This window comes from Hyphococcus flavus (genome assembly GCF_028748065.1).
Lineage (GTDB): Bacteria > Pseudomonadota > Alphaproteobacteria > Caulobacterales > Parvularculaceae > Hyphococcus > Hyphococcus flavus.
Genome location: NZ_CP118166.1, coordinates 1252200 through 1274560, shown reverse-complemented (window position 1 = coordinate 1274560; position 22361 = coordinate 1252200). Strand labels below are relative to the sequence as shown.

The window sequence follows — 22361 nt, the reverse complement described above, 5'->3', positions numbered from 1 at the left end:
GTTTATTTCCCAATACAAAAACTGGAAAATATCTCGCCCAATACGTCCTCGACGCCAACTGCGCCGGTGATAGAGCCGAGTGCACGTGCGGCAAGGCGGGCGTCCTCCGCCGCCAGTTCCGGCGCGGTTTCAATGAGAGACTCGGCGCGGGTGAGGGCTTCTACCGCTTCCCTGACAGCCGCAGCATGACGCTCACGGGTAAGGGCGGGACCATCCGCGTCCAGCCCGCCGGCAAGCGCTTCGGTCAGAGACGAGACCAGGCCATCAAGCCCTGAGTGTGTTTTGGACGATACCATTATCGTGCTTACGCCCTCTGGAACGGCGGCCTCCGGTATGGCCGGGGCGAGATCCGCCTTTGACCAGATCAGGAAATCGCCGGGTCGGAGGAGATCGAGCGTTTCACGTGAAACATAGTCATGTCCCGGATCGAGAACCGCGACGCGCAGATCAGCCTCTTTGGCGCGGGCGCGGGCACGGCGCATGCCTTCTTCCTCGATTTTATCCTTGGTCGCCCCGTGAATGCCCGCAGTATCAGCAATCGCCGCAACGATGCCGCCGAGATCGAGCCTCGTCTCGACAATATCCCGCGTGGTTCCGGCGATGTCGGACACGATGGCGACTTCGGACCCGGCAAGCGCGTTGACGAGGGATGACTTGCCCGCATTCGGCGGACCGATGACGGCAATGGAGACGCCTTCGCGGATCGTCCGTGCACGAATGGACTGGTCAAGAAACGCCGTTAATGATTCCTTAAGGGCGCATATGGCTGGGCCGGCATTAGCCGCCACCGCGGCGGGCACATCGCCCTCGTCGGGGAAATCGATGTCCGCCTCGAGGGGCGCCAGGACATTCAAAATCTGCTGCCGCCAGCCCTCCGCGAGCGCTGAAAGCCGCCCGTCAAGCTGACCCAAAGCCTGCTTTTTCTGCAGGGTCGTTTCGGCATCGATAAGATCGGCGAGCGCCTCAGCCTGAGCGAGGTCAAGCTTGCCATTTTTTAGCGCGCGTAGGGTAAATTCGCCGGCCTCAGCGGGCCGCGCACCAAGACGGGAAAGCGTCTCATAAAGGGATATTTCGACCGCACGCGACCCGTGAAGATGAAATTCGGCGACATCCTCGCCGGTGAAACTTTTCGGTCCCCTGAAAAGTATGGCCAAACCCTTGTCGATAATTTGGCCGCGATCAATCAGTTCAGCAGTCTCCGGATCGCGCAAAGCGACCAGTTTTGCTTCTCTGTTATTAATCCGTTTACCAACTAATGCGTTGGCGATCGCATGAGAATCCGGACCCGACAGGCGATAGACGGCGACGCCCGCTTTTCCCGCGCCGGAGGCCCTGGCAAAGATCGTATCGGTCATTTGCTGGACGCTTCTATTTCTTCTTTGCTCCCCCGCCGCCCATGGCGGCGCCCATCATGTTCTGGAATTGCTCAAAGCTCTTGCCGGAAAACGCCATCCATTGCGCCATCATCCGCTCCGGGTCGGCGAGGGTGTCCATGTTTTCTTTCGCCCGTTTCATCATCTCTTCGACGATCATGTCATTCATAGGCTCTAGATCCGGCTGGCCGAAAAAGGCGCGCGCCTCGGCCGGGGTGCAGTCAACATTAATGGTGAGTTTCATTTTGGCCTCGTAAAGCTTTGGCGTTACCTACTCGCCAAGGCGGTCGCGCCGCAATATGTAAGACCGGAAAAGGAGCTGCCTCAATGAGCAAAGCGGTCTTTATCGACGAACCGGGCGGACCGGAAAACTTTGAATTACGCGAACATGATCTGCCGGCGCCGTCTGGCGGGCAGGTCAGGGTGCGCCATTCGGCTATCGGATTGAATTTCATCGATATTTACCAGCGCACCGGGCTCTATCCCATTTCAATGCCCGCCATCCTGGGCAAGGAAGCCGCCGGAGTGATCGAGGCCGTGGGCGAGGGGGTTGAGGGGCTCAAAGCCGGCGACCGGGTCGTCCATATGGGCGGCGGCGCTTACGCCGGGGAGGCAAACATCAGCGCCGCACTGACGGCGAAAATACCTGACGGCGTCAGCGACGAGGTTGCGGCGGCGATTTTTCTTAAAGGCCTCACTGTTGAAATGCTGGTGCGCCAGGTATTCCCGCTCACGCAGGATGACGCCTGCCTTATACATGCAGCCGCTGGCGGCGTCGGCGTTCTCCTGACCCAATGGGCGAAGCATATCGGCGCACGAGTGATCGCCGTAGTCGGTAATGAATCAAAGGTCGCTATTGCGAAAGATAACGGCGCTGATGACATTATCGTCCGTACAATGACGGACTCGATTGCAACGGATGTCAGGAACCTGACCGGCGGGCTCGGCGTGCAGGTCGCTTATGACTCTGTCGGCGCGGCGACGTTCGAAGCCTCGCTCGACAGCCTCGCCATGCGCGGCCACATGGTGACCTATGGCAACGCCTCCGGGCCTGTCCCGGCTGTCGCCCCTCTGGAGCTTTCAAGGCGCGGATCGCTGACCCTCACCCGCCCGACGCTCTTTCACTACGCCACGCCGGACCGGCTTCCGGCCATGGCAGAGGCCTTGTTCGACATGGCGGCGCGCGGCGCGCTCAAACCCAAGATTGGCCATACTTTTAAGCTCGCAGAAGTGGCCAATGCGCATCGCCTGCTGGAAAGCGGCGAAAGCACGGGCGCGATTATCCTGACCCCTTAAAACGAAAGAAAATCAAATGATTCGTTGGTTAATCGCCGGCTCATTTTTAGCCCTGTCTGCCTGCAGTGATTCTGTTACCGACACAGATTCACTTGATCAAAATCTGGCCATACCAGGCTGGCGCGTCGATCCCGAAGGGGGACTCAACGCGTTTTTCGACTGCCTCGACGAGACAGGCGCGGCGATAGTCGCCGCCCACCGTGGCGGGCCCTATCCCGGATTTCCGGAAAACGCGCTCGAAACTATGGCCGCAGTCCTTACCCAAACGCCGGCGCTGATGGAGATAGACGTGGCCACATCGTCCGACGGGGTTCTTTACCTCATGCATGACGACACGCTGGAACGAACGACTACAGGCGGCGGCGCTGCTGACGGCATGAGCTGGTCTGACCTTCAGACCCTCCGGCTTGAAGACAATAGCGGTCGCGAGACCCAGTTTGCGCCGACGCGTTTTGACGACGCGCTTCGCTGGGCAGAAGGGCGAACCATTCTCGAAATAGATTTCAAGCGATCAACCAAATACGAGGCTGTTGCTGATGAAATCAAACGTCAGGGTGCGGAGGATCGCGTGATCCTGATCGCCTATTCCATGGCCTCGGCGCGCAAGCTCCACAGCCTCCTCCCCGCCGCCATGATCTCGCTCAAGCTGGATACGCAATCCGAACTCAACCGGGCTGTCGCGTCCGGCATCCCTGATGATCGCATTCTGGGCTTTACCGGGACCGAAGACCCGAGGCCGAGGCTTTTCTCCATGCTGGCGAGCCGCGATGTCGAGGTGATTTTCGGCACGCTTGGCGGGCGGGACTCGATTGACAATGACATTGAACGATCAGGGTACGAACAGCTTTACGCCGACATCGCCGCGCAAGGGGTCGACATTATCGCAACGGATCGCCCGCGCGAGGCGCACGCCGCGCTTGTCGAGGCCGGGCGGGCCGTTGAAGACGGCGAATGCGGCGTTTTTTATGAGAAACAAGCCTCATAAGCCCGTCACTGGGCGCTTGCGCAAACGCCGATACTGGCCAGAATAGCGGGCATGACGCGGACAATCCTGATCTATGCTGCGGTTCTGGCCGTCGCCGCCTTCGCTCTCGAATGGCTAGAATACAAATACATCACGCGCGTCTTCACAGGCGAGTTGTACATTGTCCTCATCGCGCTCGGGTTTGCTGTGCTGGGCGGCTGGGCCGGCCATCGCCTCACCCGGAAAACCGCGCCGGAGCCCTTTGAACTGAACCGTGCGGCCATCGCTTCGCTGGGCATGACCGACCGCGAACTCGAAACGCTGGGACTCCTGGCGAAGGGCCTCACTAACAAAGAGATAGCCCGCAAGCTCGATATTTCCCCGAACACGGTGAAAACGCACCTCGCCAAAGTCTTTGAAAAGCTCGATGTCTCGCGTCGCACGCAAGCCGTTCAGAAGGCGAAAGACCTGTCGTTGATCCCGTAAATTCATGCAATTTTGGCTAAATCACCCTTATGGGCGATAGCGAGAGCCCAAAAAAACAGGATCATGTTTCTCCGCCACCACAATAAGATCAGCAAACCGGACCAAAGGAGAAACCCATGCTCAGAATAGCCCTCATCTACGGAAGCATATCCGGCATAATCGTCATCAGCGTGATGACCGCCGGCATCGTCTTCAGCGACGGCAAAGGTGCTGGCGCATCGCAAGCCTTTGGCTATCTGATCATGCTGATCGCTCTGTCAATGATCTTTATCGGCGTCAAACGGCATCGCGACACCAATCTTGGCGGCATCATAAAATTCGCGCCGGCATTTGGCATGGGCATCGCGATCGCTGCTGTCGCCGGTGTCTTTTACGTTGCGGGATGGGAGGCGTATCTCGCTTCAACCGATTACGCTTTCGCAAGTCAGTATGCGGAAGGAATAATCGAAGCAAAACGTCAGGCCGGGGTCACCGGCGAAACGCTGGAAAAAGCCATCGAGGACATGGACAAGATGGTCACCAATTACGCTAACCCCTTGTATCGGCTACCAATTACGTTTTCGGAAATCTTCCCCATCGGCCTGCTGATCGCACTTATTTCCGCTCTTATTTTACGCAACCCCAAGGCGTTTCCGGCGCGTTGATGATCCCTAGAAGGTGAAAAGATAAATTGATCGCCTGCCATGTCGGAATTTTACAATCCGCATGGCGCTGACCACGCCATGAAAGCCCCAGTGAAAAGTTCAGGGGGCAACCATGAAAAAAATTATCCTTACGACAGCCGCTGCAGCCGTTTGTTTCGGCGCAACCGCGACGGCGAAAGACGACGCCGCAGCGGAAATCATTCTCACGCAGCCAATGAAAATGGGCGACGCACGGCTTTCCTGTGATCAACTGGTCGAGGAAGCATCGAATATGGAAGTCGTCCTTGGCGGCTCGCCAGCCGGCGGTCTGATGGACGGCGAACAGATGGCTAATATTGGCACGAGCCTCGCCCAGCATGCAGCGTTGCGCGCAGGCGGCGGCGTCGCAGCCGGCGCAATCGGTCAGGTCGGCGGGCTTTTCGGCCGGTCATCCAAGAAGAAAAAAGAAGAAGAGGCCATGCGCAAGGCAATCGCTGAAAAGCGCTGGATCTACATGGTCGGTCTTTATGAGGGGCGCAATTGCGATGCACAGCCTGCCGCCACTGCCGTAGCAGAAGACGTCGCTGCTCCAGCTACGGAGTAACTGACATTCATATTAGTTCTGGGGGAGAGCCGCCGGCCTTGCGCCGGCGGCATTTTTATTCAGGGCTGCAACGCGCTCGCCTGTTTCCAGGCGTCTCGCTCCCTTATCCTGTTGAAATAATTGGATGTTTTTTCACCCATCAGATTGCCGTTCCTGGTCACCTTCAGCAGGAACAACAAATACCCAACGGAAATATCACATAGGGAAAAATCACCGAGCAGATAGTCTTTGTCCCCGATTTCAGCCTCAATGAAATTCAGGCAATTGGTGGTTTCGTTGATCGACCAGATCTTCATAACCTCAATGCGCTGCTCTTCCGGCAACAACACCGTGTGTCCCATCAGCATACTGACATAAAGCCCCATGCCCGCCTCGCCGAACTGCATCCACTGCAGATAATCGCCATAATCAGTATGCGAAACATTTCTCGTCAGCGCGCCGTCAGCATATTTATTGGCGAGGTATTCGATGATCGCCACCGACTCAACCATGCGTTTATCACCGTCAAAAAACACTGGCGTTTTGCCCAGCGGATTAAGCTTTAAATACTCGGGGTCTTTAAGTTTTGGGCGGTCAAAGGGACGTGTCTCAATGTCGAGTTCTAGCCCAAGCTCATAGCCCGCCCAAGCGACGCGTAAACTGCGCGTCATGGGAAAGTGTATCAGTTTCAATGACATGCGGGGTAACTCCTGTTCCTATCGCTGCCATTTATGCGGCTCGGTCACAGCCTGTGCAAATAACTTCTGCAGTCAGCATCCGAACCCTTGTCTGGATAAAAAGGGCGCAAAAAACGGGATCCGCTTAGTTCTTTTCGTGCTATTTTTGATCTGATGCAAAAAGCCCCTCTTGTGCGGCGAAGTGACGGTAAATTGCGGCAAGCCGTGTCGCCAGGGGCGGCAACTTCTATACGCTGCTCAAAACAGTGGAGGGTCCAATGACGCGTTTTACCGTGAACGGCGAACGACGTGAATTTAACGGCGATGAAACAATGCCGCTGCTCTGGTATTTAAGAGAAGAAGCCGGAACCAAAGGTGTGAAATACGGCTGCGGCATCGCGCAATGCGGCGCGTGCACAGTCCATGTAAACGGGGCCGCCATCCGGTCCTGCGTCACACCAGTATCCAGCGTCGATGGCGCTGAAATTACGACAATAGAGGGGCTGGCGGATGGCGAAAATCTTCATCCGGTGCAGCAGGCATGGATCGAGGAAGACGTTCCCCAGTGCGGTTATTGTCAGGCAGGCCAGATCATGGCTGTGGCGGCGCTGTTGGAAAACAACCCCGAACCCAGCGATGAAGACATCAACAACGGCGTCACCAACATCTGCCGGTGCGGTACGTACTTTCGATTGCGGAAAGCCATTCATCGCGCCGCCGCTCTGAAAAAAGGAGGTGCGTAATGGACGGCGCCCCGATCAATACACAGCCTGCATCAATGAACCGCCGCGATGTCTTCCGCTATGCAAGCGCCGCCGGAGCTCTTGTGATTGCTGCACCGCTGACAGCCTGCGGGCGCCAAACAGTGCGTTCGGAAGCCGTGACGGCTGAGCCTGACCCCTGGTTCGAAGGCCAGATAGGCGGCTTTGTAAAAATTCTCCCGGACAATACTGTCGTCATCGCCTATCCAAACCCCGAAATGGGTCAAGGCGTGGATACGTCTCTCCCTATGCTCATCGCCGAAGAGCTGGATGTTGATTTTGAAAGTGTCGAAACCGTCCAGATGCCTTTGGAGATCATGCCGCTTGAGGACGGTCAATATACCTGGAAATATGTCGGCCAGGGTTCTGGCGGCAGCACCTCTGTTTCCGGCCATTGGGAAGGATTGCGGCAGGCCGGCGCCATGGCGCGTCACCTTATTCTTGCGGCCGCCGCGACGCGCTGGTCAGTTCCGGTTAGCGAGCTGACAACCAGCAACGGCGTTGTGAGGCATGATGGATCTAACCAGCGTGCAGCCTATGGCGAGCTCGCCGAAGAAGCCGGCGCGATTGCCCAGTCCGAAGAGCAGCCGGCGCTAAAGCCTGCAAGCGAATTCACGCTGATCGGCACGCCGCAGAAAACAAAGAACGCCAAAACCATCGTCACCGGTAAGGCGGTTTACGGCATCGATGCGGAAATCCCCGGCATGGCGCATGCGGTCATCGCCCGGTGCCCCTATTTCGATGGAACTGCAAACAGCGTCGATGACAGCGCCGCTCGCGCCATCCCCGGCGTTATAGATGTCGTTAAAATCGATCGGCCGCCGCTTGATGGTCCGTATACGGTACAGGCTGAAGGTTACGCCGTCGTCGCAAACTCTACATGGGCGGCGATGAAAGGCCGCGAGGCCCTTGAGATCGAATGGGATCGCGGTCCCTTTGCCGATGAATCAAGCGCCAGCTTCCGCGCCCATTGCGAAGAGCTCCTGGAGGGAGAGGGCCAAATCGTTCGCGATGATGGCGACTTTGACGCAGCCGTTGCGTCCGCCGCCAATGTTTATGAAGCTCGATATTTCGAGCCTTACATCTCTCATTCACCGCTGGAACCGCAGAACTGCATCGCTGACGTGAAAGAGGACGGTACCGTCACCATTATCGCGCCAACGCAGATGCCGTCCGGCGCCAGCCGTATCGTGGCGCAGGTGCTGGGCATGGAAGACCGCATGAAAATCAAGGTCTTAGCAACCAGGCTCGGCGGCGGGTTCGGCCGGCGCCTATCGAATGACTATGTGGCTGAGGCGGCGCTGGTCAGCAAGGCGGCAGGCCGGCCCGTTCAGGTCCTGTGGACGCGCGAAGACGACACGCGCCATGATTTTTTCCGCCCCTCCGGCGTTCATCATCTGAAAGCCGCCTTTGATGAAAACGGCGCGATGACGGCATGGACACAGAGACTCGCCAGCGCTTCGAAATATTATCGCCGGCCAAACCTTCCGGAAACCGATTATTGGCAGGCGGAACTTTATACGGACGATTTCCCTGCACAATTAGTGGACAATATGCGGCTTGAATATTTTTCAGCCAGGTCCGGCGCCCCGCGCGGCTCTTGGCGCGCTCCGGCGCACACAGCCAACGCTTTTGTCATCCAGAGCTTCCTTGACGAAATCGCCCATCAACGGGGAGAGGACCCGCTTGAGCTACGTTTGCGCATACTCGGCGAACCGCGCGATCTGCCTTACGAAAACCATGGCGGGCCTGTGTTCAATCCGGGCCGTCTTGCGGCTTGTCTTCGCCTCGCCGCCGAGCGGGGCGGTTACGGGGAGCCAATGCCGGCCGGCTCGGGCCGCGGCATTTCCGGGCACTTCACTTTTGGCGGCTACGTCGCCGAGGTCGTTGATGTCGAGGTCGATAGCGACGGAACTTTACGCGTCCCACGCGTAGTCGCCGCCGTGGACGTAGGGACAGTGGTGAACCCGAGCGGCATCGCAGCACAGCTTGAATCCGGGGTAAATGACGGTCTTTCCACCGCTCTGCACCTAGCCATTTCAGTCGAAAACGGCCGCGTTGTCACGGGCAACTTCGATACGTATCCAATAATGCGCATCGCCGAGGCGCCGCCGATTGTTGAAACCCATATTATCGACAATGGCGATCCGCCGGCCGGCATGGGCGAGATGGGGCTGCCGCCGCTCGCCCCGGCGCTCACGAATGCGATCTTCCAGGCGACCGGAAAACGCATACGCGATTTGCCTATAGCGGATCAGCTGCGCGTGTAGGATTTCCTTAGCCCGCTCAATTCCTGACGGCGCTGCTGAAGTTCGATAATGATTGGCAGTCGCGTTTCGTCTGTATGCAAACCGTACAGGTTGCGACATGCCGCCACTGCGGCGATCGCGCCCCTTATCAGGCAAACGCCCTGGTTATTAAGTTCTGTATGTCAGAACCGGCTGCGGGGGTCCTTATGGAACTTGACGCTCTCATCCTGTCGCGTTTGCAGTTTGCATTCGTTATCGCATTCCACATTATGTTCCCGGCTTTCACGATCGGGCTGGCGGCTTTTCTCGCCGTCCTCGAAGGTTTGTGGCTGAAGACCAAACGCGATGTCTTTTTGAAACTTTATCTTCACTGGGTGAAAATCTTCGCCCTCGCTTTCGCCATGGGCGTCGTTTCCGGCGTTGTCATGAGTTACCAGTTCGGCACCAACTGGTCCGTCTTTGCAGACAAGACCGGAAGCGTTATCGGGCCTCTTCTGGGTTATGAAGTCCTGACAGCGTTCTTTCTAGAAGCGACTTTTCTAGGGGTCATGTTATTCGGCTGGAAGCGGGTCGGGAACCGGCTGCATTTCATCTCAACCCTTGCGGTCGCGATTGGCACCATGATCTCCGCATTCTGGATTCTTTCCGCCAACAGCTGGATGCAGACGCCGCAAGGCTTCGCGATTGATGCAGAGGGCAGGTTTTACGCCACCAACTGGATTGAGGTGATTTTCAACCCCAGCTTTCCGTCACGCTACGTTCACATGATGCTGGCGGCGTTCATCACCACAGCCGCCGTCGTGCTTGCCGCCGGCGCCGCGCAGGTATTGCGAGCGCGCGTGAGCGATCCGACACGCTGGCAGATGCGCATGGCCGCGGCAACGCTCGCCGTGCTCATGCCATTGCAAATCTGGGCGGGCCACTGGTCAGGCGAGATTGCGCATGAATACCAGCCAGCAAAAGTCGCCGCCATGGAAGGGTGGTGGGAGACCAAAGAGGGTCAGCCGACAATTCTGTTTGCCATTCCCGATCAGGAAAACAAACGAAATCTCGCCGAGATTGGCATCCCCGGACTTGGCGACGTGGTGGTCGGTGGTGAAAAACCCTTAAAAGGCCTCGATGCTTTTCCGGATACGGAACATCCGCCGGTTTTCATCACCTTTTGGAGCTTTCGAATCATGGTTGGCGCGGGGCTCGGGCTGTTGGGCCTGGGGCTCTGGGGGCTTTGGCTGTGGCGTAGCGGCAAACTGACAGCGCCGGGCGTTTTTCACTGGCTTGCCGTCCCCGGCGGCTCGCTCGGGTTCATCGCTGTGATTTCCGGCTGGGTCGTCGCCGAGGTCGGACGTCAGCCCTATACGGTTTACGGCGCCCTGCGCACGGCCGACAGCGTTGCGCCGGTCCCGGCTGAACAGGTGGCGTTCTCACTGCTCGTCTTCATGATTGTCTATGCGATCATATTCACTGCCGGGGTTGTTTATATGGCGCGTATCGCCCTTCGAGGATTTGATGATGCGCCAACGGGTCCGCCCAAAGAAGAACAGCGCGCGCCCGGTACGCCGCTTGGCGCCGTAGACGACCCTGCGGAAACCGCTGAAGACGCCGTGCCGGCGAAAGCATGATGGAGGGAATGATGGATCTACCGCTGATCTGGGCCGTTTTGATCGCCGTCGCCGTCATGATGTATGTCCTGCTCGACGGGTTCGATCTCGGGGTTGGCATTCTGACAGCTTTTGCTGACAGTGAAAGGGAGCGGTCCGTGATGACCGGCTCCATCGAGCCTGTCTGGGACGGCAACGAAACCTGGCTTGTGCTCGGCGGCGGCGGTCTGTTCGCCGCGTTCCCGCTGGCTTATGCGATCCTGATGCCGGCGTTTTATCTGCCGGTGCTGTTCATGCTCGCCGCTTTGATATTTCGCGGCGTTGCGTTTGAATTCCGGCACAAGGCCGTTCGTCAGTCTACGAAATATTTCTGGAACAGCGCGTTCGCCGGCGGTTCGCTCGCCGCGGCCTTGTCGCAAGGGATTATTCTAGGGGCTTTCGTGCAGGGCGTTACGGTCGACGGCCGCGCTTATGCCGGCAACGGGTTCGATTGGCTGACGCCTTTCACCCTGATGACAGGCGCCTCAGTGGTTATCGGCTATGTGCTTCTCGGCGCCTGCTGGCTGATCCTCAAGACCGAGGGCGCAACGCAAGAAGGCGCGCGAAAATGGGCCCGGCGAGCGCTGTTCGGCGTCGCTGTTTCCATGGGAATGGTAAGCCTCGCAACGCTTTCTATCGACCCGCGGGTTACAGCGCGCTGGGGGGTCACCATGGCTTCAATCGATTTCAGCAAATTCGCGGTTCTGGCGCCGATCCCCGTTATCGCCGCCGGGCTTGTTGTCTGGCTGTGGCGCGACACGGCGCCGGGCGTAACCGGCAAGCCCGACTGGCGTCCTATCCTTCTGGCGGCGGGCATCTTTCTGACCGGCTATATCGGTCTCGCGATCTCGCTTTTTCCCTATAATGTGCCGTTTGAAAAAACCGTCTGGGAAACGGCGGCGCGCGACAACGCCCTAGGTCTCATGCTGGCGGGCGCCGCGATCATGCTGCCGGTCATCCTGATCTACACGGCCTATGTCTACAAACTCTTCTGGGGCAAAGTGAAACCCGGAGAGGGATACCATGCCTGATCCGATCGAACCGGTCGGTCCGCCTGCGGATGATGACGAAAAGCCGCCGCTCGCACGCCGCCTTATGTGGATGGCCGTCCTCGCGCTCTCCGGCCTGATCGTTGTTGCTGGCGCGGCGTATTTGTTACGAGCGCTACTGTTGATGAATTAAGTATTCATCGAATCGAAGAAATCCTGATTGGTTTTTGTCTGCTTCAGTTTATCAAGCAGGAACTCGATGGCGTCGTTGACGCCCATGGGCGCGAGGATACGGCGCAGAACGAAAATTTTCTGCATGGCGCCCTTGTCGGTGATGAGATCTTCCTTGCGAGTGCCGGACTTGGCGATATCGATTGCAGGATAGACCCGCTTGTCGGCGACTTTGCGGTCGAGAATGAGTTCGGAGTTACCTGTGCCTTTGAATTCCTCGAAGATCACCTCGTCCATTTTCGAGCCGGTCTCGATCAGGGCTGTCGCAATAATGGTCAGCGATCCGCCTTCCTCAATATTACGCGCCGCGCCAAAGAAACGTTTTGGTCGCTGCAGCGCGTTGGCGTCCACACCGCCCGTGAGGACCTTGCCCGAAGACGGCACGACCGTGTTGTAGGCGCGGCCGAGACGCGTGATCGAGTCGAGCAGGATGACGACGTCACGGCCATGCTCGACCAGACGTTTAGCCTTCTCAATGACCATTTCAGCAACTGCGACGTGACGAGCCGCCGGCTCGTCAAAGGTGGAGGACACAACCTCGCCCTTCACCGAACGCTGCATGTCGGTAACCTCTTCCGGACGTTCGTCGATGAGAAGGACGATCAGATAGGCTTCCGGATGGTTCGTCGCGATCGAATGCGCAATATTCTGAAGAATGACGGTTTTACCGGTGCGCGGCGGCGCGGTGATCAAACCGCGCTGACCCTTGCCGAGTGGCGCCACCAGATCGATCACCCGTGCAGTCAGGTCCTTTGTTTTTTCGTCGCCGATTTCCATTTTAAGCCGCTCTTCCGGATAGAGCGGCGTCAAATTATCAAAGTGCACCTTATGGCGCGCTTTTTCAGGGTCTTCAAAATTAATGGTGTGGACTTTTAACAGGGCGAAATAGCGCTCGCCGTCTTTCGGGCTGCGGATTTCCCCTTTGACTGTATCGCCCGTCCGAAGCGCAAAACGGCGGATCTGGTTGGGCGAGACGTAAATATCGTCTGGCCCGGCGAGATAGTTTGCGTCAGGTGAGCGCAAGAACCCGAACCCGTCTGGCAACACTTCCAAAACGCCGCCCCCGTGGATTTCCACGTCGTGATCCGCAAGCTCTTTCAGGATCGCAAACAACATGTCCTGCTTGCGCATAGTCGATGCGTTTTCGACTTCAAGCTCTTCGGCGAAAGCGAGCAGGTCGGCCGGGGTTTTTTCCTTCAGCTCGTCGAGCGTCATGGTCTTGGGCAGCATGAGGGTCCTCAATCAGATATGAAGCATCCGCACCGGACGGGCGGGTGTGTTGATTTCCAGCGGTGAAAATACGGCGCGCTTGAAGCCTCAGCGAGGCCGCGCGGAAAAGGAAAGTTGGCTTGAATATAGGTTTGAACGGGAAAACGTCAATCCCGCACCATTCCTGCTCTCGAACGCAACGCCTATTCTTTTATGGGGCAGCCTTCCACGGGTTCAGGGTCGACCTCACTATCGGCGAAGATCTGGCGAATGCCAGCAGCGTTATAGTTGTTCGGATCTAACAGGATGACGCATTTGTAGCTTTTTAGCTGGCCCTCTATGTCATCCGCCTCTTCCAGCACTTCCGCAAGCCCATACCACGTGTTCCAGATATAGGGGTGGATTTCGGTGTTCAGCTTCGCCAGAGCGAGCGCGTCGTCTAACCGTTTCTGTTCTCTTAATTGATGAATAGCGGTGCGAAAATCGATCTCTGCTGGCGGGCGCCGCCATGAAATGTCTGAAAATTCCCGCTCGCGTTTGGCGTGCTCCTGTCGCGCCGCCTCGCCGCTCTCCATAAGAGCGATCAACGGCAAACTGCGCATTTCCTCCCCGGAAACAATGCGATCAACCGCTGGATCGCGTCCTTCTCGGTAATCAGCGAATTTAACCGGCGCCGGCACGTCGACCGGTATGAAGGGGCGCAAATCATTTGATTCCGTAAGAAGGTGGGTCAGCGTAGAGACATAGAGATTGACGCCGATTTCTGGATACGGGCGCTCCACGGCGTCGCCGTAAGAGACATATGAGGCCCCGGCCGGCTCGCCGACAATCGTCACCGCCGTATGTTCTTTAAATGCGTCAATAACAAACAACGCTGCGCTGAACGACTTACGGCCGGTTATCAAATATAATTCTTCCCAGGATGGATTATTCTGCCGCTTCACAAACTCCCGGAGCATATAGCCGACAGTACTGCCGTCTCCGCCAAAATTGTGACGAATATCGAGAATTAATCTCTTTGGCTTTTGCGCATCGATTTCCTCAAAAGCTTCCCGCGTAAAGTCCACCATACCGCTGTAGCTGGTTTGTCCGTAATAAAGGTAATAGGCGTCCTTTTCGGGCATGGCGCGTTTGGTGAAGGCAAAGCGGCGCTGCATGAAGGGCGGGCGATTTTCATCGGCCTCAATGAATGCGCTTGCAGGCAGGTTTTTATATGCGCTCACCCATTGCGAGCGTTCCCCGAAAGGCAAGCCGAAGACTTCCGAAAAATAGCGCCAGTTGAAAATATTGCTGTAATAGGAATACAGCTCTTCATCCACAGACTGCGGCCTCAAGATGCGCCGAACCGTGCGTCCGTTTTGAAGCCGAACCATGACCTCCATTGCGCCTTCGTCGTTGGCGACGCCAAGAGCTTTCATCAAATAAGCGTTGTGAATAACAACCAGGCGCTCCAGGCGATCAAACTCGTTGTCAGCGCCTCGCAAGCTTCTTGCCCTGGACAACACTTCTGTTACCGGACGTCCGGCAATCTCGAGAACTTGAGCGCCCGCAAGATCACTGACTGAGTTATGAGCGCTCGTCACGAATACGCCGTCAGCAAACTCATAGAGACGAACCGGATACCATCTTGCGTAGCTCGAATCCGTAGGTTCAATTTGGGTATGACCATCGCCTATCATGGCGACTAGCTGCATCAACCGGGCCAGCCTTTCAGCTTCGCTCAAATTCGGCAGATCAGTACGTAATGCGGCAACCTCTCGCCGCCAGACTGTCTCCCCTGTTTTCGCAAAAGGCGCTGGATGAATAGCAAGGATGTCATTGACGATTGCGTCAACTGAGCTTCGCCATTCATTGATCGTCGCGGCGTTTGCCGGGTTTGCAAGAAAAGCCATTAGAGCGGCAAAAAAGGCTTTATAACGCATGAAAAATCTCCATCGACCAGTAAAGCCTGCCGTTTAAAGACCTCCAGGTCTTGTAAAAAATTAGCGCTTCCGTCCTTTAAAAGCTGTTTGTGCGCGCCCTGAATTCCGCCGGCGTGACGCCAAACGATCGTCGAAACTGCTTCGTCATATGGCTCTGATCGCTATAGCCAAACACGGCTGCGATCTCGCAAATGGGCGTTCTTTGTTCGGTGAGCATTCGCGCTACGGAAAGCAACCGCCAGCTCCGCGCATATTCCCCGGGCGTGCAGTCCAGGAATGCTCGAAAGGTTCTGATCAGATGTGTTGGGTGAACGCCTGCTTCTCTGGAAATTTCATCAAGTGAAGAATGCGCTTCATCTCTCAGGAGATCACAAACTCTTTTCAACCAGCGTGGAGGGGTTCGCTGTAAAACGTCACTGACCGACAACGTACTCAACAGTTCATAGCCCGAGCTTTCCGCGATTAACTGATCGTTCTCTGTATCAATAACGCATGCTGACAAAAGCCGTCTTAGTCTCGATCTGGTTTTTTCGTTGGAGACTTTCCAGGGTGCGACAGGGAGGAGGAAATCATCTTCCCGCTGGCAAAGTTCAGGTTCAATTGTCACGGAAAAAAACAACGCGCCCGGTGTTTCAATTTTGTCGGTATGGAAAGTCTCGGGCGGATTATAAACGATCGTGTCTTGATGGCTTTTACACTCGCCCTCAGCACCTGTCGTAAACGCACCGTTCATCACCCACATGAGATGAGCTTCTTCATGACCATGAGCAGTCACATCTTCGCCGACCTGATCTGCAGTCCACAAACCATATTGAAATTTTTCAGTCTTGGCGGTTGCGAGAGATGACCCAATAAACCCCATAACGATCCGGCAGGCATTCTTAACTATGCGCAGTATGACGCCAATTTAGCGCGTTGACATATATATTCGATCAATCGCGCGGAAACCGGGATAAAGCGCCGTTGATCAGGCTAAAACGGCTTTACGATCACCATGATAACGATAACGATCAGCGCCAGAAAAGGCGCTTCATTCATAATGCGCCAGAACTTTTCTGTTTTCGGCCGCTCGCCCTTTTCAAACTTTTTGCGTGATGCTGCATAAAACCCGTGCACGGCTGACACGGCGATTACAAACGCCAGTTTCACGTGAAACCAACCTGATGACAGTATCGACGGGTTTGCGATCAGCATGAAGATACCGAGCACCCAGACAGCTATCATCGACGGATTGATGATCCCTTTCAGCAGACGGCGCTGCATCTGAATCAGCATTTTTTCCGCCTCACCCCCTTTTTCCGAACCATGCTGGTAAACGAAAAGGCGCGGCAGATACATCATCCCCGCCATCCAGGCGATGACCATGATCAAGTGCGCCGCCTTTATCCAGAGATAGATGCTTGCCAAAAACGCCAACATCACTGGCCGTTCCTGATGACATCAACAAGCCTCGCCACATTTTCTGGCGGTGTCTCCGGTGTGAACCCGTGGCCGAGATTAAAAACATATGGCACGTCATGAAAAAGCTTCAGATAAGTCTCCGCCGTCTTTTCCATTTCCTCACCACCACTTACCACGAGAAGCGGATCAAGACCGCCCTGAACCACGACACGCTCTGCTAGATTGGCCCGCGCCCATGACGGGTCCATGGCGTAATCAATGCCGAGCCCGTCGCAACCTTGCAAGAGCGCGTATTCCCCGCACTTTTCACCGACCCCCTTTGGAAAAAGGATAACGGGCGTATCCGGGTGCGCTTTTTTAATCGCTCGTGCTATTTTTTCGAGCGGCCGCAACGAAACAGCATCAAGAACAGGCCAGGGAAGCCCCGCCGCCCAAGTATCAAAGAGCTGCACGGCATCAGCGCCGGCTTCGATCTGCGCCAAAAGATAATCAATCGTCTTTTCAACAAGCACATTGATAAGGCCATCGATAAATTCACGCTCCTGGTAAAACCGTTTCCGCAAAACGGCTGGGTCTTTCATCGGCCCGCCAGCGAGCATGTAGGTCGCAACCGTCCACGGCGCGCCAGCAAAACCGATCAACGCCTTGTCATCCGGCAACGCGGTTCTGGTTTTAGAGACTGTCTCAAAAACCGCTGATAATGCAGGCCTCACGTCCTGCGCACGAAACCCGTCAAGATCGCCAGCGGTAACCACGGGTTCAAGGCGCGGTCCCTCGCCTTCGACAAATCGTAAGTTTTGTCCCAACGCGTGAGGGATCAAAAGGATATCCGCAAACAAGATCGCCGCATCGAGATCAAACCGGCGGATCGGCTGGAGCGTTACCTCGCTCGCAAGATCAGAATTAAAGCAAAGATCGAGAAACGAACCTACTTTCGCCCTCAGCGCCCGGTATTCAGGAAGATACCTTCCTGCTTGCCGCATGAACCAGATGGGCGGAACATCAAAAACTTCACCTTCAAAGACACGCAGAAATTTTGGTTCTGTCGGCATTACTCAGAATCTTTTCCTTGTTAATCTTCTATAAAGGAATCTTAAGAAAGGGTTAATATAAGGAATCAGGCGGGATATCGGGGAAAAAGCAATGCGCGAAGTTTATCCAACATCCCTCATGATTTCTTTCACAGAAATTTCCCTAGGGAATATGTTTTCTGCAAGCTGCTGAAAACCACGCGAAATGACGCGGAACCCGTGGTATGGCCTGTGAAGAAGCATGGGGAAGCTCAATACATCCTATGGATGTACGACAATTCTGGATAAAAGTATGACCAGTATGACTTTTCAAAATAGGTTGGGCGCCAAACCGGTATGACTCGCAAGATTTCAAACGGTGCGGATTTGCTCTCGCGAAAGCGCACATATTTCCCCTATGGTTCCACAAGATGAGCGTTTCAGAATCGAAACCTGAGGAGAAAACCGCTACGCGCAAAAAATCTGCGCCGCTGGCGACCTTTTTTCACGTTCATCTTGTATCGGATTCTACTGGTGAGACGTTAAACGCCATGTTGAAAGCGACGGCGTCGCAATTCGCGGCGGCAAAACCGCTCGAGCACATCTACGCGCTGATACGCTCACGCTCTCAGATGGAAAAAACGCTGGCGGAGATCGAGGCGTCTCCCGGTCTCGTCCTTTACACCATTCTTAATCCGGAATTACGCCGGTTGTTGGAAATCCGCTGCAGTGAATTGCAAACGCCAGCTATCTCGGTTCTTGACCCGCTGCTGCATGCGTTCACCGACTTTCTGGGGCTTGAACAATCCTTACGGCCAGGCGCTCAACACCAGCTTGATGACGCCTATTTTAAGAGAATCGCGGCGCTCGATTACACGCTATCCCATGATGACGGGCAGATGTCATGGGATCTCGAACCGGCAGATGTGGTGCTGGTGGGGGTCAGCCGAACGTCGAAAACACCCACATGCATGTATCTTGCGAACCGCGGCGTGAAAGCCGCAAATGTGCCGCTTGTGCCCACTGCTGAACCGCCTGCGGAACTTTTTGCACTGAGAAAACCCATGGTGGTCGGGCTGGTGGCGAGCCCGGAACGACTGGCGCAAATTCGTCAGAGCCGCCTTGGGGGCATGAATGCCGAAAACGCGGCCGAGGACTATTCCGATCTTGATGAAATCCGAAAAGAAGTGCTTCGTGCAAAACGTCTGTTCGCCAAACACCGCTGGCCCGCTATCGATGTTACGCGGAAGTCTGTGGAAGAAACAGCGGCGGCGATCCTGACGAAACTTTCCGCCAGACAGAACAAGTAACCGATTGATATGACGAAGCCGCGCATCATTCTCGCCTCGGGCAGCGCCATACGCGCGCAAATTCTGAAGAACGCCGGCGTACCTTTTGAAATTGTACGTCCAGGTGTGGATGAAGATGACATCAAACACACCGCTAAAGCGGAAAATCTCAGCCTCGAAGACCTCGCTATGCGGCTAGCCGAAGCAAAATGCCTGGCGGTGGCCGCGCAAACCGGCGGGATCGTCATAGGGTCCGATCAGATTATGGAATACGAAGGTCGGCCCTATGACAAGCCTGCGACCATGGCTGATGCGCGCGAACGCCTGCTGGAAACGCAAGGCGCCGCGCATTCATTGATCAACGCCATTGCCGTGGCGCGTGATGGCGAGATTATTTGGCGTAATATTGACCGCCCCATCCTCAGATTACGCGCCCTGACACCGGATGAAATCGACGCCTATCTGGCGGAAGCGGGGCCTGAAATTCTTTCAAGCGTCGGGGCATATCAGATTGAAAACTTAGGCGCCCGCCTGTTCGAGCGGGTTGAAGGTGATCACTACGCGATCTTGGGATTGTCGCTTTTTCCTTTGCTGGCGCAATTAAGGGCTGAAGGGGCGCTGGACTACTGATGGCGGCACAGAGTCCAAATACAGAACCCAAGCTAGCTGGCGTCATTGGCTGGCCTATATCGCAATCGCTTTCGCCTCTGATACACACGATCTGGGCGCGCCGCGCAGACATTGACGGTTACTACATTCCAATCCCTGTCGAGCCTGACTACGATTCCTTCGCCAAGACGGTGGACAGCCTCAGAGCAGTCGGTTTTGCAGGCGTCAACATCACTATTCCGCATAAGGAACATGCATTGCGCTACGCCGATGTACGCAGCCATGACGCGCAAGCCGCCGGCGCGGCGAACATGCTGACGTTCCGGATTGAAAAGGCGTTTGCCGACAATTCCGATATTTATGGTTTTTACAAAGCGATGAGCGACAAAGGCGCGAACGGGAACGGCCGCGTGCTGGTCCTTGGCGCGGGCGGCGCCGCGCGCGGTGTAGTTAATGCATTGAAAGAATTAGACTATTCAGACATAACCTTGGTGAACCGCTCACGTGAAAAAGCTGACGACCTTGCGGAAGTCTTTGCGTTAAAATCCGCATCATGGGAAGACCGAAATAAATTTATCGAAGGGTCGACTGCGCTCATCAATACGACGAGCCTTGGCATGACGGGCCAGCCGCCGTTGGAAATCGATCTGGCGCTGCTGACAAAAGAAGCGATTGTTGCCGATATTGTCTACTCGCCGCTTGAAACGCCGCTGTTAAAAGCCGCAAGAGAAAAAGGGTGTCGGACCGTCGATGGTCTTGCGATGCTCATGCATCAGGCCGCGCCCGGGTTTGAAACCTGGTTTGGCGGTAAGGCGGTGATCGATGATGACTTGCGCCAGAATCTGATTGCAGAATTGGACCGTCGGGAGCGGACATGATCAAAATCGGACTTACAGGCTCCATCGGCATGGGAAAATCGACGGTTTTGTCGATGTTTGCCGATCTTGGCGCCGCCACCTGGGATGCGGACGCCGCCGTTCACCGGCTCTACGCAGAAGGCGGACGCGCGGTAGAGCCAATTGGGGAGGCATTTCCGGGCGTGGTCGTGAACAGCGCTATTGATCGAGCGTTGCTCGCCGGAAAAGTGCTGAACGATCCGCAAGCACTGCAAAAACTTGAGGCGATTGTGCACCCGCTAGTGGGAGAGGATCGCGAGGCTTTTCTGACAACAGCGGCTCACGCTGGCGCGCCTGCAGCGGTTTTGGATATCCCGCTGCTTTTCGAGAACGGCACGGAAAAATTCTTCGACGCAACGGTGGTTGTCAGTGCGCCAACGGATGTGCAACGTGAACGCGTCCTTTCCCGCCCGGGCATGAGTGAAGAAAAACTGGGCGCCATTCTGGCGTTGCAAATGCCGGACGCTGAAAAACGTCAGAAGGCGGACTACATCATCGATACAGACCAGCCAATTGACGATACAACGGAGCAGGTCCGTCGCGTCTTCGCTGAAATTATCGAAAGACTTACAACAGCTTAGCGCGGTTATAGCAGTTCAGCGGATTGCGCCATCGCCTTTAGTGATTGCGCCGGACGGGCGCCGAAATGGCTGATGACCTCGCTTGCCGCCAGCGAGCCGAGAGCGCCAGCGCGCGCCAGTGGAAACCCTTGGGCAAGACCGAATAGCAAACCCGCAGCATAAGCATCGCCGGCCCCGGTGGTGTCCTCGAGCTTTTCAGGCGTCACTGCATCAATGGCAATCACTTCGCCCTCTCGTGGAATCAAAATGGAGCCCTTTTCCGAGCGGGTGACGACTGTCAGCTCACACGTGTTTTTTGCTTTCTCAATGATGGCGTTCATGTCGCCGGTCTGGAAAAGCGCAGCAGCCTCTGTTTCATTTGCGAGCAAAATGTCAATATGCTGATCAATGAAGTCGTTAAAGGCGTCGAATTGACGTTCGACGCAACCGCTGTCTGAAAGCGTGAGCGCGGTGCGCCGTTTATTTTTTTGTGCGATCTCCGCAGCTTTATAAAACGCCTGGCGCGGGGTTTCCGGTTCGAAGAGATAGCCTTCGAAAAAGATGATAGCGGCGCGGGCGATCTGGTCAGGATCGATATCGTCTATAGAGGCGTAGCCAGCGGCGCCGAGAAAGGTTGTCATGGACCGCTGAGCGTCAGGGGTTACGTTGATCAGGCACCGCCCCGTAGCCGGGCCGTTTTGCAACGGAGCGGTTGAGAACTCAACGCCTAATGCTTTGAGATCATGACGAAATATCTCTCCGAGTGCGTCGTCGGCGACTTTGCCGATAAAGCCGCCTTTGCCGCCAAGTGAGGCGACGCACGCCACGGAATTCGCAGCTGACCCGCCGGAAATTTCCACCCCCGGCGCCATCGCGTCGTAAACCGATTTTGCCTGTTCCTCATCGATGAGAACCATCCCGCCTTTGACGATGTCATGCTGGGCGAGAAATGCGTCATCGGCCTTGGCAAGCACATCGACAATAGCGTTGCCGACGCCAATGACGTCGAGATCGGTTTGCGGCATCTGGAAATCCTTATGGGCGTGTTAACAGGAGCGGCTTATAGGAAGGGGGCCGTGCCGAAGCAAGGTATGGACGGCATAGTGCTCGGCCTTCCTTGCGGCGATGTCATTCGCCTTACGATTGAAGCGGGCGCCGGCTGTGCGTAGGGTCAAATGCTTGAGGAACAGGTGAGAGCAGACAGGATGGCGAAAGTCTTTTCGAACGCAACAAGCCCGAGACGTGTTTTTATTGGCGGTCTGATGCTTGCCGCCGCTGCTTGCGCCAGCTCGCCTGAACCGGATGAAACGGTTGTTGTGCCGCCGCCGCTTGAACCGGCCGAACCGGTTTATGTCTTGGGCGATATTCTGGGCGCAGATGTCGATACAGTGGAAGCTATGTTCGGCGCTCCGGCGCTTTCCCGCCGTGAAGGCGATGGCGAGTATCGCCGATATGCAATGTCCACCTGCAGCCTGATTCTTATTCTTTACCCTGACGAAATGGGCAAGCCGCAGGTCGCGCATGTGGACACGACGGCTTTAGGAACAAGCGATGAAAAACCCGATCTTGAAGAATGCCTCGCCGCCGGCTAGGCGG

At 56.0% G+C, this 22361-nt stretch carries 24 protein-coding genes; 15 read left to right on the top strand and 9 right to left on the bottom strand.

Features of this window, described 5'->3' with window-relative positions; all coding sequences use genetic code 11:
* Nucleotides 1–2 precede the first annotated feature (2 nt).
* The gene (gene mnmE, locus PUV54_RS06130; protein ID WP_274494715.1) at nucleotides 3–1355 is read right to left on the bottom strand and encodes a tRNA uridine-5-carboxymethylaminomethyl(34) synthesis GTPase MnmE; all 1353 of its coding nucleotides are present in this window, start codon (nucleotides 1353–1355) and stop codon (nucleotides 3–5) included.
* A 13-nt stretch (nucleotides 1356–1368) separates the two neighbouring features.
* Nucleotides 1369–1617, bottom strand: a complete 249-nt coding sequence (locus PUV54_RS06125; protein ID WP_274494714.1) for a DUF6489 family protein — start codon at nucleotides 1615–1617, stop codon at nucleotides 1369–1371.
* Nucleotides 1618–1700: 83 nt separating this feature from the next.
* On the opposite strand from PUV54_RS06125, the gene PUV54_RS06120 reads away from it, so the two are divergent.
* From PUV54_RS06120 to PUV54_RS06100, 5 genes are all read left to right on the top strand, one after another.
* Nucleotides 1701–2669: a quinone oxidoreductase family protein gene (locus PUV54_RS06120; RefSeq protein WP_274494713.1), complete on the top strand. Its 969-nt coding sequence runs from the start codon at nucleotides 1701–1703 to the stop codon at nucleotides 2667–2669.
* 16 nt (nucleotides 2670–2685) lie between these two features.
* A complete protein-coding gene (locus PUV54_RS06115) occupies nucleotides 2686–3654 on the top strand; it encodes a glycerophosphodiester phosphodiesterase family protein (protein ID WP_274494712.1) in 969 nt (322 codons plus the stop codon).
* 51 nt (nucleotides 3655–3705) lie between these two features.
* Nucleotides 3706–4119 carry a response regulator transcription factor gene (locus PUV54_RS06110; protein WP_274494711.1) on the top strand — a complete coding sequence of 138 codons (414 nt, stop codon included), beginning with the start codon at nucleotides 3706–3708 and terminating at the stop codon, nucleotides 4117–4119.
* 116 nt (nucleotides 4120–4235) lie between these two features.
* Nucleotides 4236–4763, top strand: coding sequence for a DUF4199 domain-containing protein (locus tag PUV54_RS06105; protein WP_274494710.1), 528 nt, complete (start codon nucleotides 4236–4238; stop codon nucleotides 4761–4763).
* A 112-nt stretch (nucleotides 4764–4875) separates the two neighbouring features.
* Nucleotides 4876–5346 (top strand): hypothetical protein, encoded by a 471-nt coding sequence (locus PUV54_RS06100; RefSeq protein ID WP_274494708.1) that lies wholly within the window; start codon nucleotides 4876–4878, stop codon nucleotides 5344–5346.
* Between the two features lie 59 nt (nucleotides 5347–5405).
* Here the strand turns inward: PUV54_RS06100 and PUV54_RS06095 are convergent, their stop codons facing one another.
* Nucleotides 5406–6023, bottom strand: coding sequence for a glutathione S-transferase family protein (locus PUV54_RS06095; RefSeq protein ID WP_274494707.1), 618 nt, complete (start codon nucleotides 6021–6023; stop codon nucleotides 5406–5408).
* 257 nt (nucleotides 6024–6280) lie between these two features.
* On the opposite strand from PUV54_RS06095, the gene PUV54_RS06090 reads away from it, so the two are divergent.
* The 5 genes from PUV54_RS06090 (at nucleotide 6281) to PUV54_RS06070 (ending at nucleotide 11831) form a co-directional block, all read left to right on the top strand.
* Nucleotides 6281–6745, top strand: coding sequence for a (2Fe-2S)-binding protein (locus tag PUV54_RS06090; protein WP_274494706.1), 465 nt, complete (start codon nucleotides 6281–6283; stop codon nucleotides 6743–6745).
* Nucleotides 6745–9033: a xanthine dehydrogenase family protein molybdopterin-binding subunit gene (locus tag PUV54_RS06085; RefSeq protein ID WP_274494705.1), complete on the top strand. Its 2289-nt coding sequence runs from the start codon at nucleotides 6745–6747 to the stop codon at nucleotides 9031–9033. The genes PUV54_RS06090 and PUV54_RS06085 overlap by 1 nt, the downstream gene beginning before the upstream one ends.
* Nucleotides 9034–9218: 185 nt before the next feature.
* A complete protein-coding gene (locus PUV54_RS06080) occupies nucleotides 9219–10631 on the top strand; it encodes a cytochrome ubiquinol oxidase subunit I (protein WP_274494704.1) in 1413 nt (470 codons plus the stop codon).
* Nucleotides 10632–10642: 11 nt separating this feature from the next.
* Nucleotides 10643–11680, top strand: a complete 1038-nt coding sequence (cydB, locus tag PUV54_RS06075; RefSeq protein WP_420797943.1) for a cytochrome d ubiquinol oxidase subunit II — start codon at nucleotides 10643–10645, stop codon at nucleotides 11678–11680.
* The gene (locus PUV54_RS06070; RefSeq protein WP_274494702.1) at nucleotides 11673–11831 is read left to right on the top strand and encodes a hypothetical protein; all 159 of its coding nucleotides are present in this window, start codon (nucleotides 11673–11675) and stop codon (nucleotides 11829–11831) included. Before cydB ends, PUV54_RS06070 begins: the two co-directional genes overlap by 8 nt.
* Here PUV54_RS06070 and rho read toward each other — a convergent pair.
* From rho to hemE, 5 genes are all read right to left on the bottom strand, one after another.
* Entirely contained in the window at nucleotides 11828–13099 is a 1272-nt protein-coding gene (gene rho / locus PUV54_RS06065; RefSeq protein ID WP_420797923.1) for a transcription termination factor Rho, read from the bottom strand. The genes PUV54_RS06070 and rho overlap by 4 nt on opposite strands.
* A 182-nt stretch (nucleotides 13100–13281) precedes the next feature.
* A complete protein-coding gene (locus PUV54_RS06060; RefSeq protein WP_274494701.1) occupies nucleotides 13282–15000 on the bottom strand; it encodes a S41 family peptidase in 1719 nt (572 codons plus the stop codon).
* A gap of 76 nt (nucleotides 15001–15076) precedes the next feature.
* Nucleotides 15077–15862 (bottom strand): helix-turn-helix domain-containing protein, encoded by a 786-nt coding sequence (locus PUV54_RS06055; RefSeq protein ID WP_274494700.1) that lies wholly within the window; start codon nucleotides 15860–15862, stop codon nucleotides 15077–15079.
* 110 nt (nucleotides 15863–15972) lie between these two features.
* Nucleotides 15973–16419, bottom strand: a complete 447-nt coding sequence (hemJ, locus tag PUV54_RS06050) for a protoporphyrinogen oxidase HemJ (protein WP_274494699.1) — start codon at nucleotides 16417–16419, stop codon at nucleotides 15973–15975.
* Complete coding sequence (gene hemE / locus PUV54_RS06045; RefSeq protein WP_274494698.1) at nucleotides 16419–17453, bottom strand: uroporphyrinogen decarboxylase; 1035 nt, start codon at nucleotides 17451–17453, stop codon at nucleotides 16419–16421. Before hemE ends, hemJ begins: the two co-directional genes overlap by 1 nt.
* Nucleotides 17454–17842: 389 nt before the next feature.
* Between hemE and PUV54_RS06040 the strand changes: the two genes are divergently transcribed.
* The 4 genes from PUV54_RS06040 to coaE are packed head-to-tail and all read left to right on the top strand — an operon-like array spanning nucleotide 17843 to nucleotide 20786.
* The gene (locus tag PUV54_RS06040) at nucleotides 17843–18721 is read left to right on the top strand and encodes a pyruvate, water dikinase regulatory protein (RefSeq protein WP_274494697.1); all 879 of its coding nucleotides are present in this window, start codon (nucleotides 17843–17845) and stop codon (nucleotides 18719–18721) included.
* A 9-nt stretch (nucleotides 18722–18730) separates the two neighbouring features.
* Nucleotides 18731–19330, top strand: a complete 600-nt coding sequence (locus PUV54_RS06035) for a Maf family protein (RefSeq protein ID WP_274494696.1) — start codon at nucleotides 18731–18733, stop codon at nucleotides 19328–19330.
* Nucleotides 19330–20187, top strand: a complete 858-nt coding sequence (locus tag PUV54_RS06030) for a shikimate dehydrogenase (protein WP_274494695.1) — start codon at nucleotides 19330–19332, stop codon at nucleotides 20185–20187. The genes PUV54_RS06035 and PUV54_RS06030 overlap by 1 nt, the downstream gene beginning before the upstream one ends.
* Nucleotides 20184–20786, top strand: coding sequence for a dephospho-CoA kinase (gene coaE / locus PUV54_RS06025; RefSeq protein ID WP_274494694.1), 603 nt, complete (start codon nucleotides 20184–20186; stop codon nucleotides 20784–20786). Before PUV54_RS06030 ends, coaE begins: the two co-directional genes overlap by 4 nt.
* A gap of 5 nt (nucleotides 20787–20791) precedes the next feature.
* Here coaE and PUV54_RS06020 read toward each other — a convergent pair whose 3' ends face one another.
* Complete coding sequence (locus tag PUV54_RS06020) at nucleotides 20792–21790, bottom strand: adenosine kinase (RefSeq protein WP_274494693.1); 999 nt, start codon at nucleotides 21788–21790, stop codon at nucleotides 20792–20794.
* 180 nt (nucleotides 21791–21970) lie between these two features.
* On the opposite strand from PUV54_RS06020, the gene PUV54_RS06015 reads away from it, so the two are divergent.
* Entirely contained in the window at nucleotides 21971–22357 is a 387-nt protein-coding gene (locus PUV54_RS06015) for a hypothetical protein (protein WP_274494692.1), read from the top strand.
* Nucleotides 22358–22361: the final 4 nt, after the last annotated feature.

What these genes read in the sequence shown, in the direction of transcription:
- mnmE (WP_274494715.1), bottom strand. Translation starts at nt 1,355, where the DNA reads ATGACCGATACGATCTTTGCCAGGGCCTCCGGCGCGGGAAAAGCGGGC.
- PUV54_RS06125 (WP_274494714.1), bottom strand. Translation starts at nt 1,617, where the DNA reads ATGAAACTCACCATTAATGTTGACTGCACCCCGGCCGAGGCGCGCGCC.
- PUV54_RS06120 (WP_274494713.1), top strand. Translation starts at nt 1,701, where the DNA reads ATGAGCAAAGCGGTCTTTATCGACGAACCGGGCGGACCGGAAAACTTT.
- PUV54_RS06115 (WP_274494712.1), top strand. Translation starts at nt 2,686, where the DNA reads ATGATTCGTTGGTTAATCGCCGGCTCATTTTTAGCCCTGTCTGCCTGC.
- PUV54_RS06110 (WP_274494711.1), top strand. Translation starts at nt 3,706, where the DNA reads ATGACGCGGACAATCCTGATCTATGCTGCGGTTCTGGCCGTCGCCGCC.
- PUV54_RS06105 (WP_274494710.1), top strand. Translation starts at nt 4,236, where the DNA reads ATGCTCAGAATAGCCCTCATCTACGGAAGCATATCCGGCATAATCGTC.
- PUV54_RS06100 (WP_274494708.1), top strand. Translation starts at nt 4,876, where the DNA reads ATGAAAAAAATTATCCTTACGACAGCCGCTGCAGCCGTTTGTTTCGGC.
- PUV54_RS06095 (WP_274494707.1), bottom strand. Translation starts at nt 6,023, where the DNA reads ATGTCATTGAAACTGATACACTTTCCCATGACGCGCAGTTTACGCGTC.
- PUV54_RS06090 (WP_274494706.1), top strand. Translation starts at nt 6,281, where the DNA reads ATGACGCGTTTTACCGTGAACGGCGAACGACGTGAATTTAACGGCGAT.
- PUV54_RS06085 (WP_274494705.1), top strand. Translation starts at nt 6,745, where the DNA reads ATGGACGGCGCCCCGATCAATACACAGCCTGCATCAATGAACCGCCGC.
- PUV54_RS06080 (WP_274494704.1), top strand. Translation starts at nt 9,219, where the DNA reads ATGGAACTTGACGCTCTCATCCTGTCGCGTTTGCAGTTTGCATTCGTT.
- cydB (WP_420797943.1), top strand. Translation starts at nt 10,643, where the DNA reads ATGGATCTACCGCTGATCTGGGCCGTTTTGATCGCCGTCGCCGTCATG.
- PUV54_RS06070 (WP_274494702.1), top strand. Translation starts at nt 11,673, where the DNA reads ATGCCTGATCCGATCGAACCGGTCGGTCCGCCTGCGGATGATGACGAA.
- rho (WP_420797923.1), bottom strand. Translation starts at nt 13,099, where the DNA reads ATGCTGCCCAAGACCATGACGCTCGACGAGCTGAAGGAAAAAACCCCG.
- PUV54_RS06060 (WP_274494701.1), bottom strand. Translation starts at nt 15,000, where the DNA reads ATGCGTTATAAAGCCTTTTTTGCCGCTCTAATGGCTTTTCTTGCAAAC.
- PUV54_RS06055 (WP_274494700.1), bottom strand. Translation starts at nt 15,862, where the DNA reads ATGGGGTTTATTGGGTCATCTCTCGCAACCGCCAAGACTGAAAAATTT.
- hemJ (WP_274494699.1), bottom strand. Translation starts at nt 16,419, where the DNA reads ATGTTGGCGTTTTTGGCAAGCATCTATCTCTGGATAAAGGCGGCGCAC.
- hemE (WP_274494698.1), bottom strand. Translation starts at nt 17,453, where the DNA reads ATGCCGACAGAACCAAAATTTCTGCGTGTCTTTGAAGGTGAAGTTTTT.
- PUV54_RS06040 (WP_274494697.1), top strand. Translation starts at nt 17,843, where the DNA reads ATGAGCGTTTCAGAATCGAAACCTGAGGAGAAAACCGCTACGCGCAAA.
- PUV54_RS06035 (WP_274494696.1), top strand. Translation starts at nt 18,731, where the DNA reads ATGACGAAGCCGCGCATCATTCTCGCCTCGGGCAGCGCCATACGCGCG.
- PUV54_RS06030 (WP_274494695.1), top strand. Translation starts at nt 19,330, where the DNA reads ATGGCGGCACAGAGTCCAAATACAGAACCCAAGCTAGCTGGCGTCATT.
- coaE (WP_274494694.1), top strand. Translation starts at nt 20,184, where the DNA reads ATGATCAAAATCGGACTTACAGGCTCCATCGGCATGGGAAAATCGACG.
- PUV54_RS06020 (WP_274494693.1), bottom strand. Translation starts at nt 21,790, where the DNA reads ATGCCGCAAACCGATCTCGACGTCATTGGCGTCGGCAACGCTATTGTC.
- PUV54_RS06015 (WP_274494692.1), top strand. Translation starts at nt 21,971, where the DNA reads ATGGCGAAAGTCTTTTCGAACGCAACAAGCCCGAGACGTGTTTTTATT.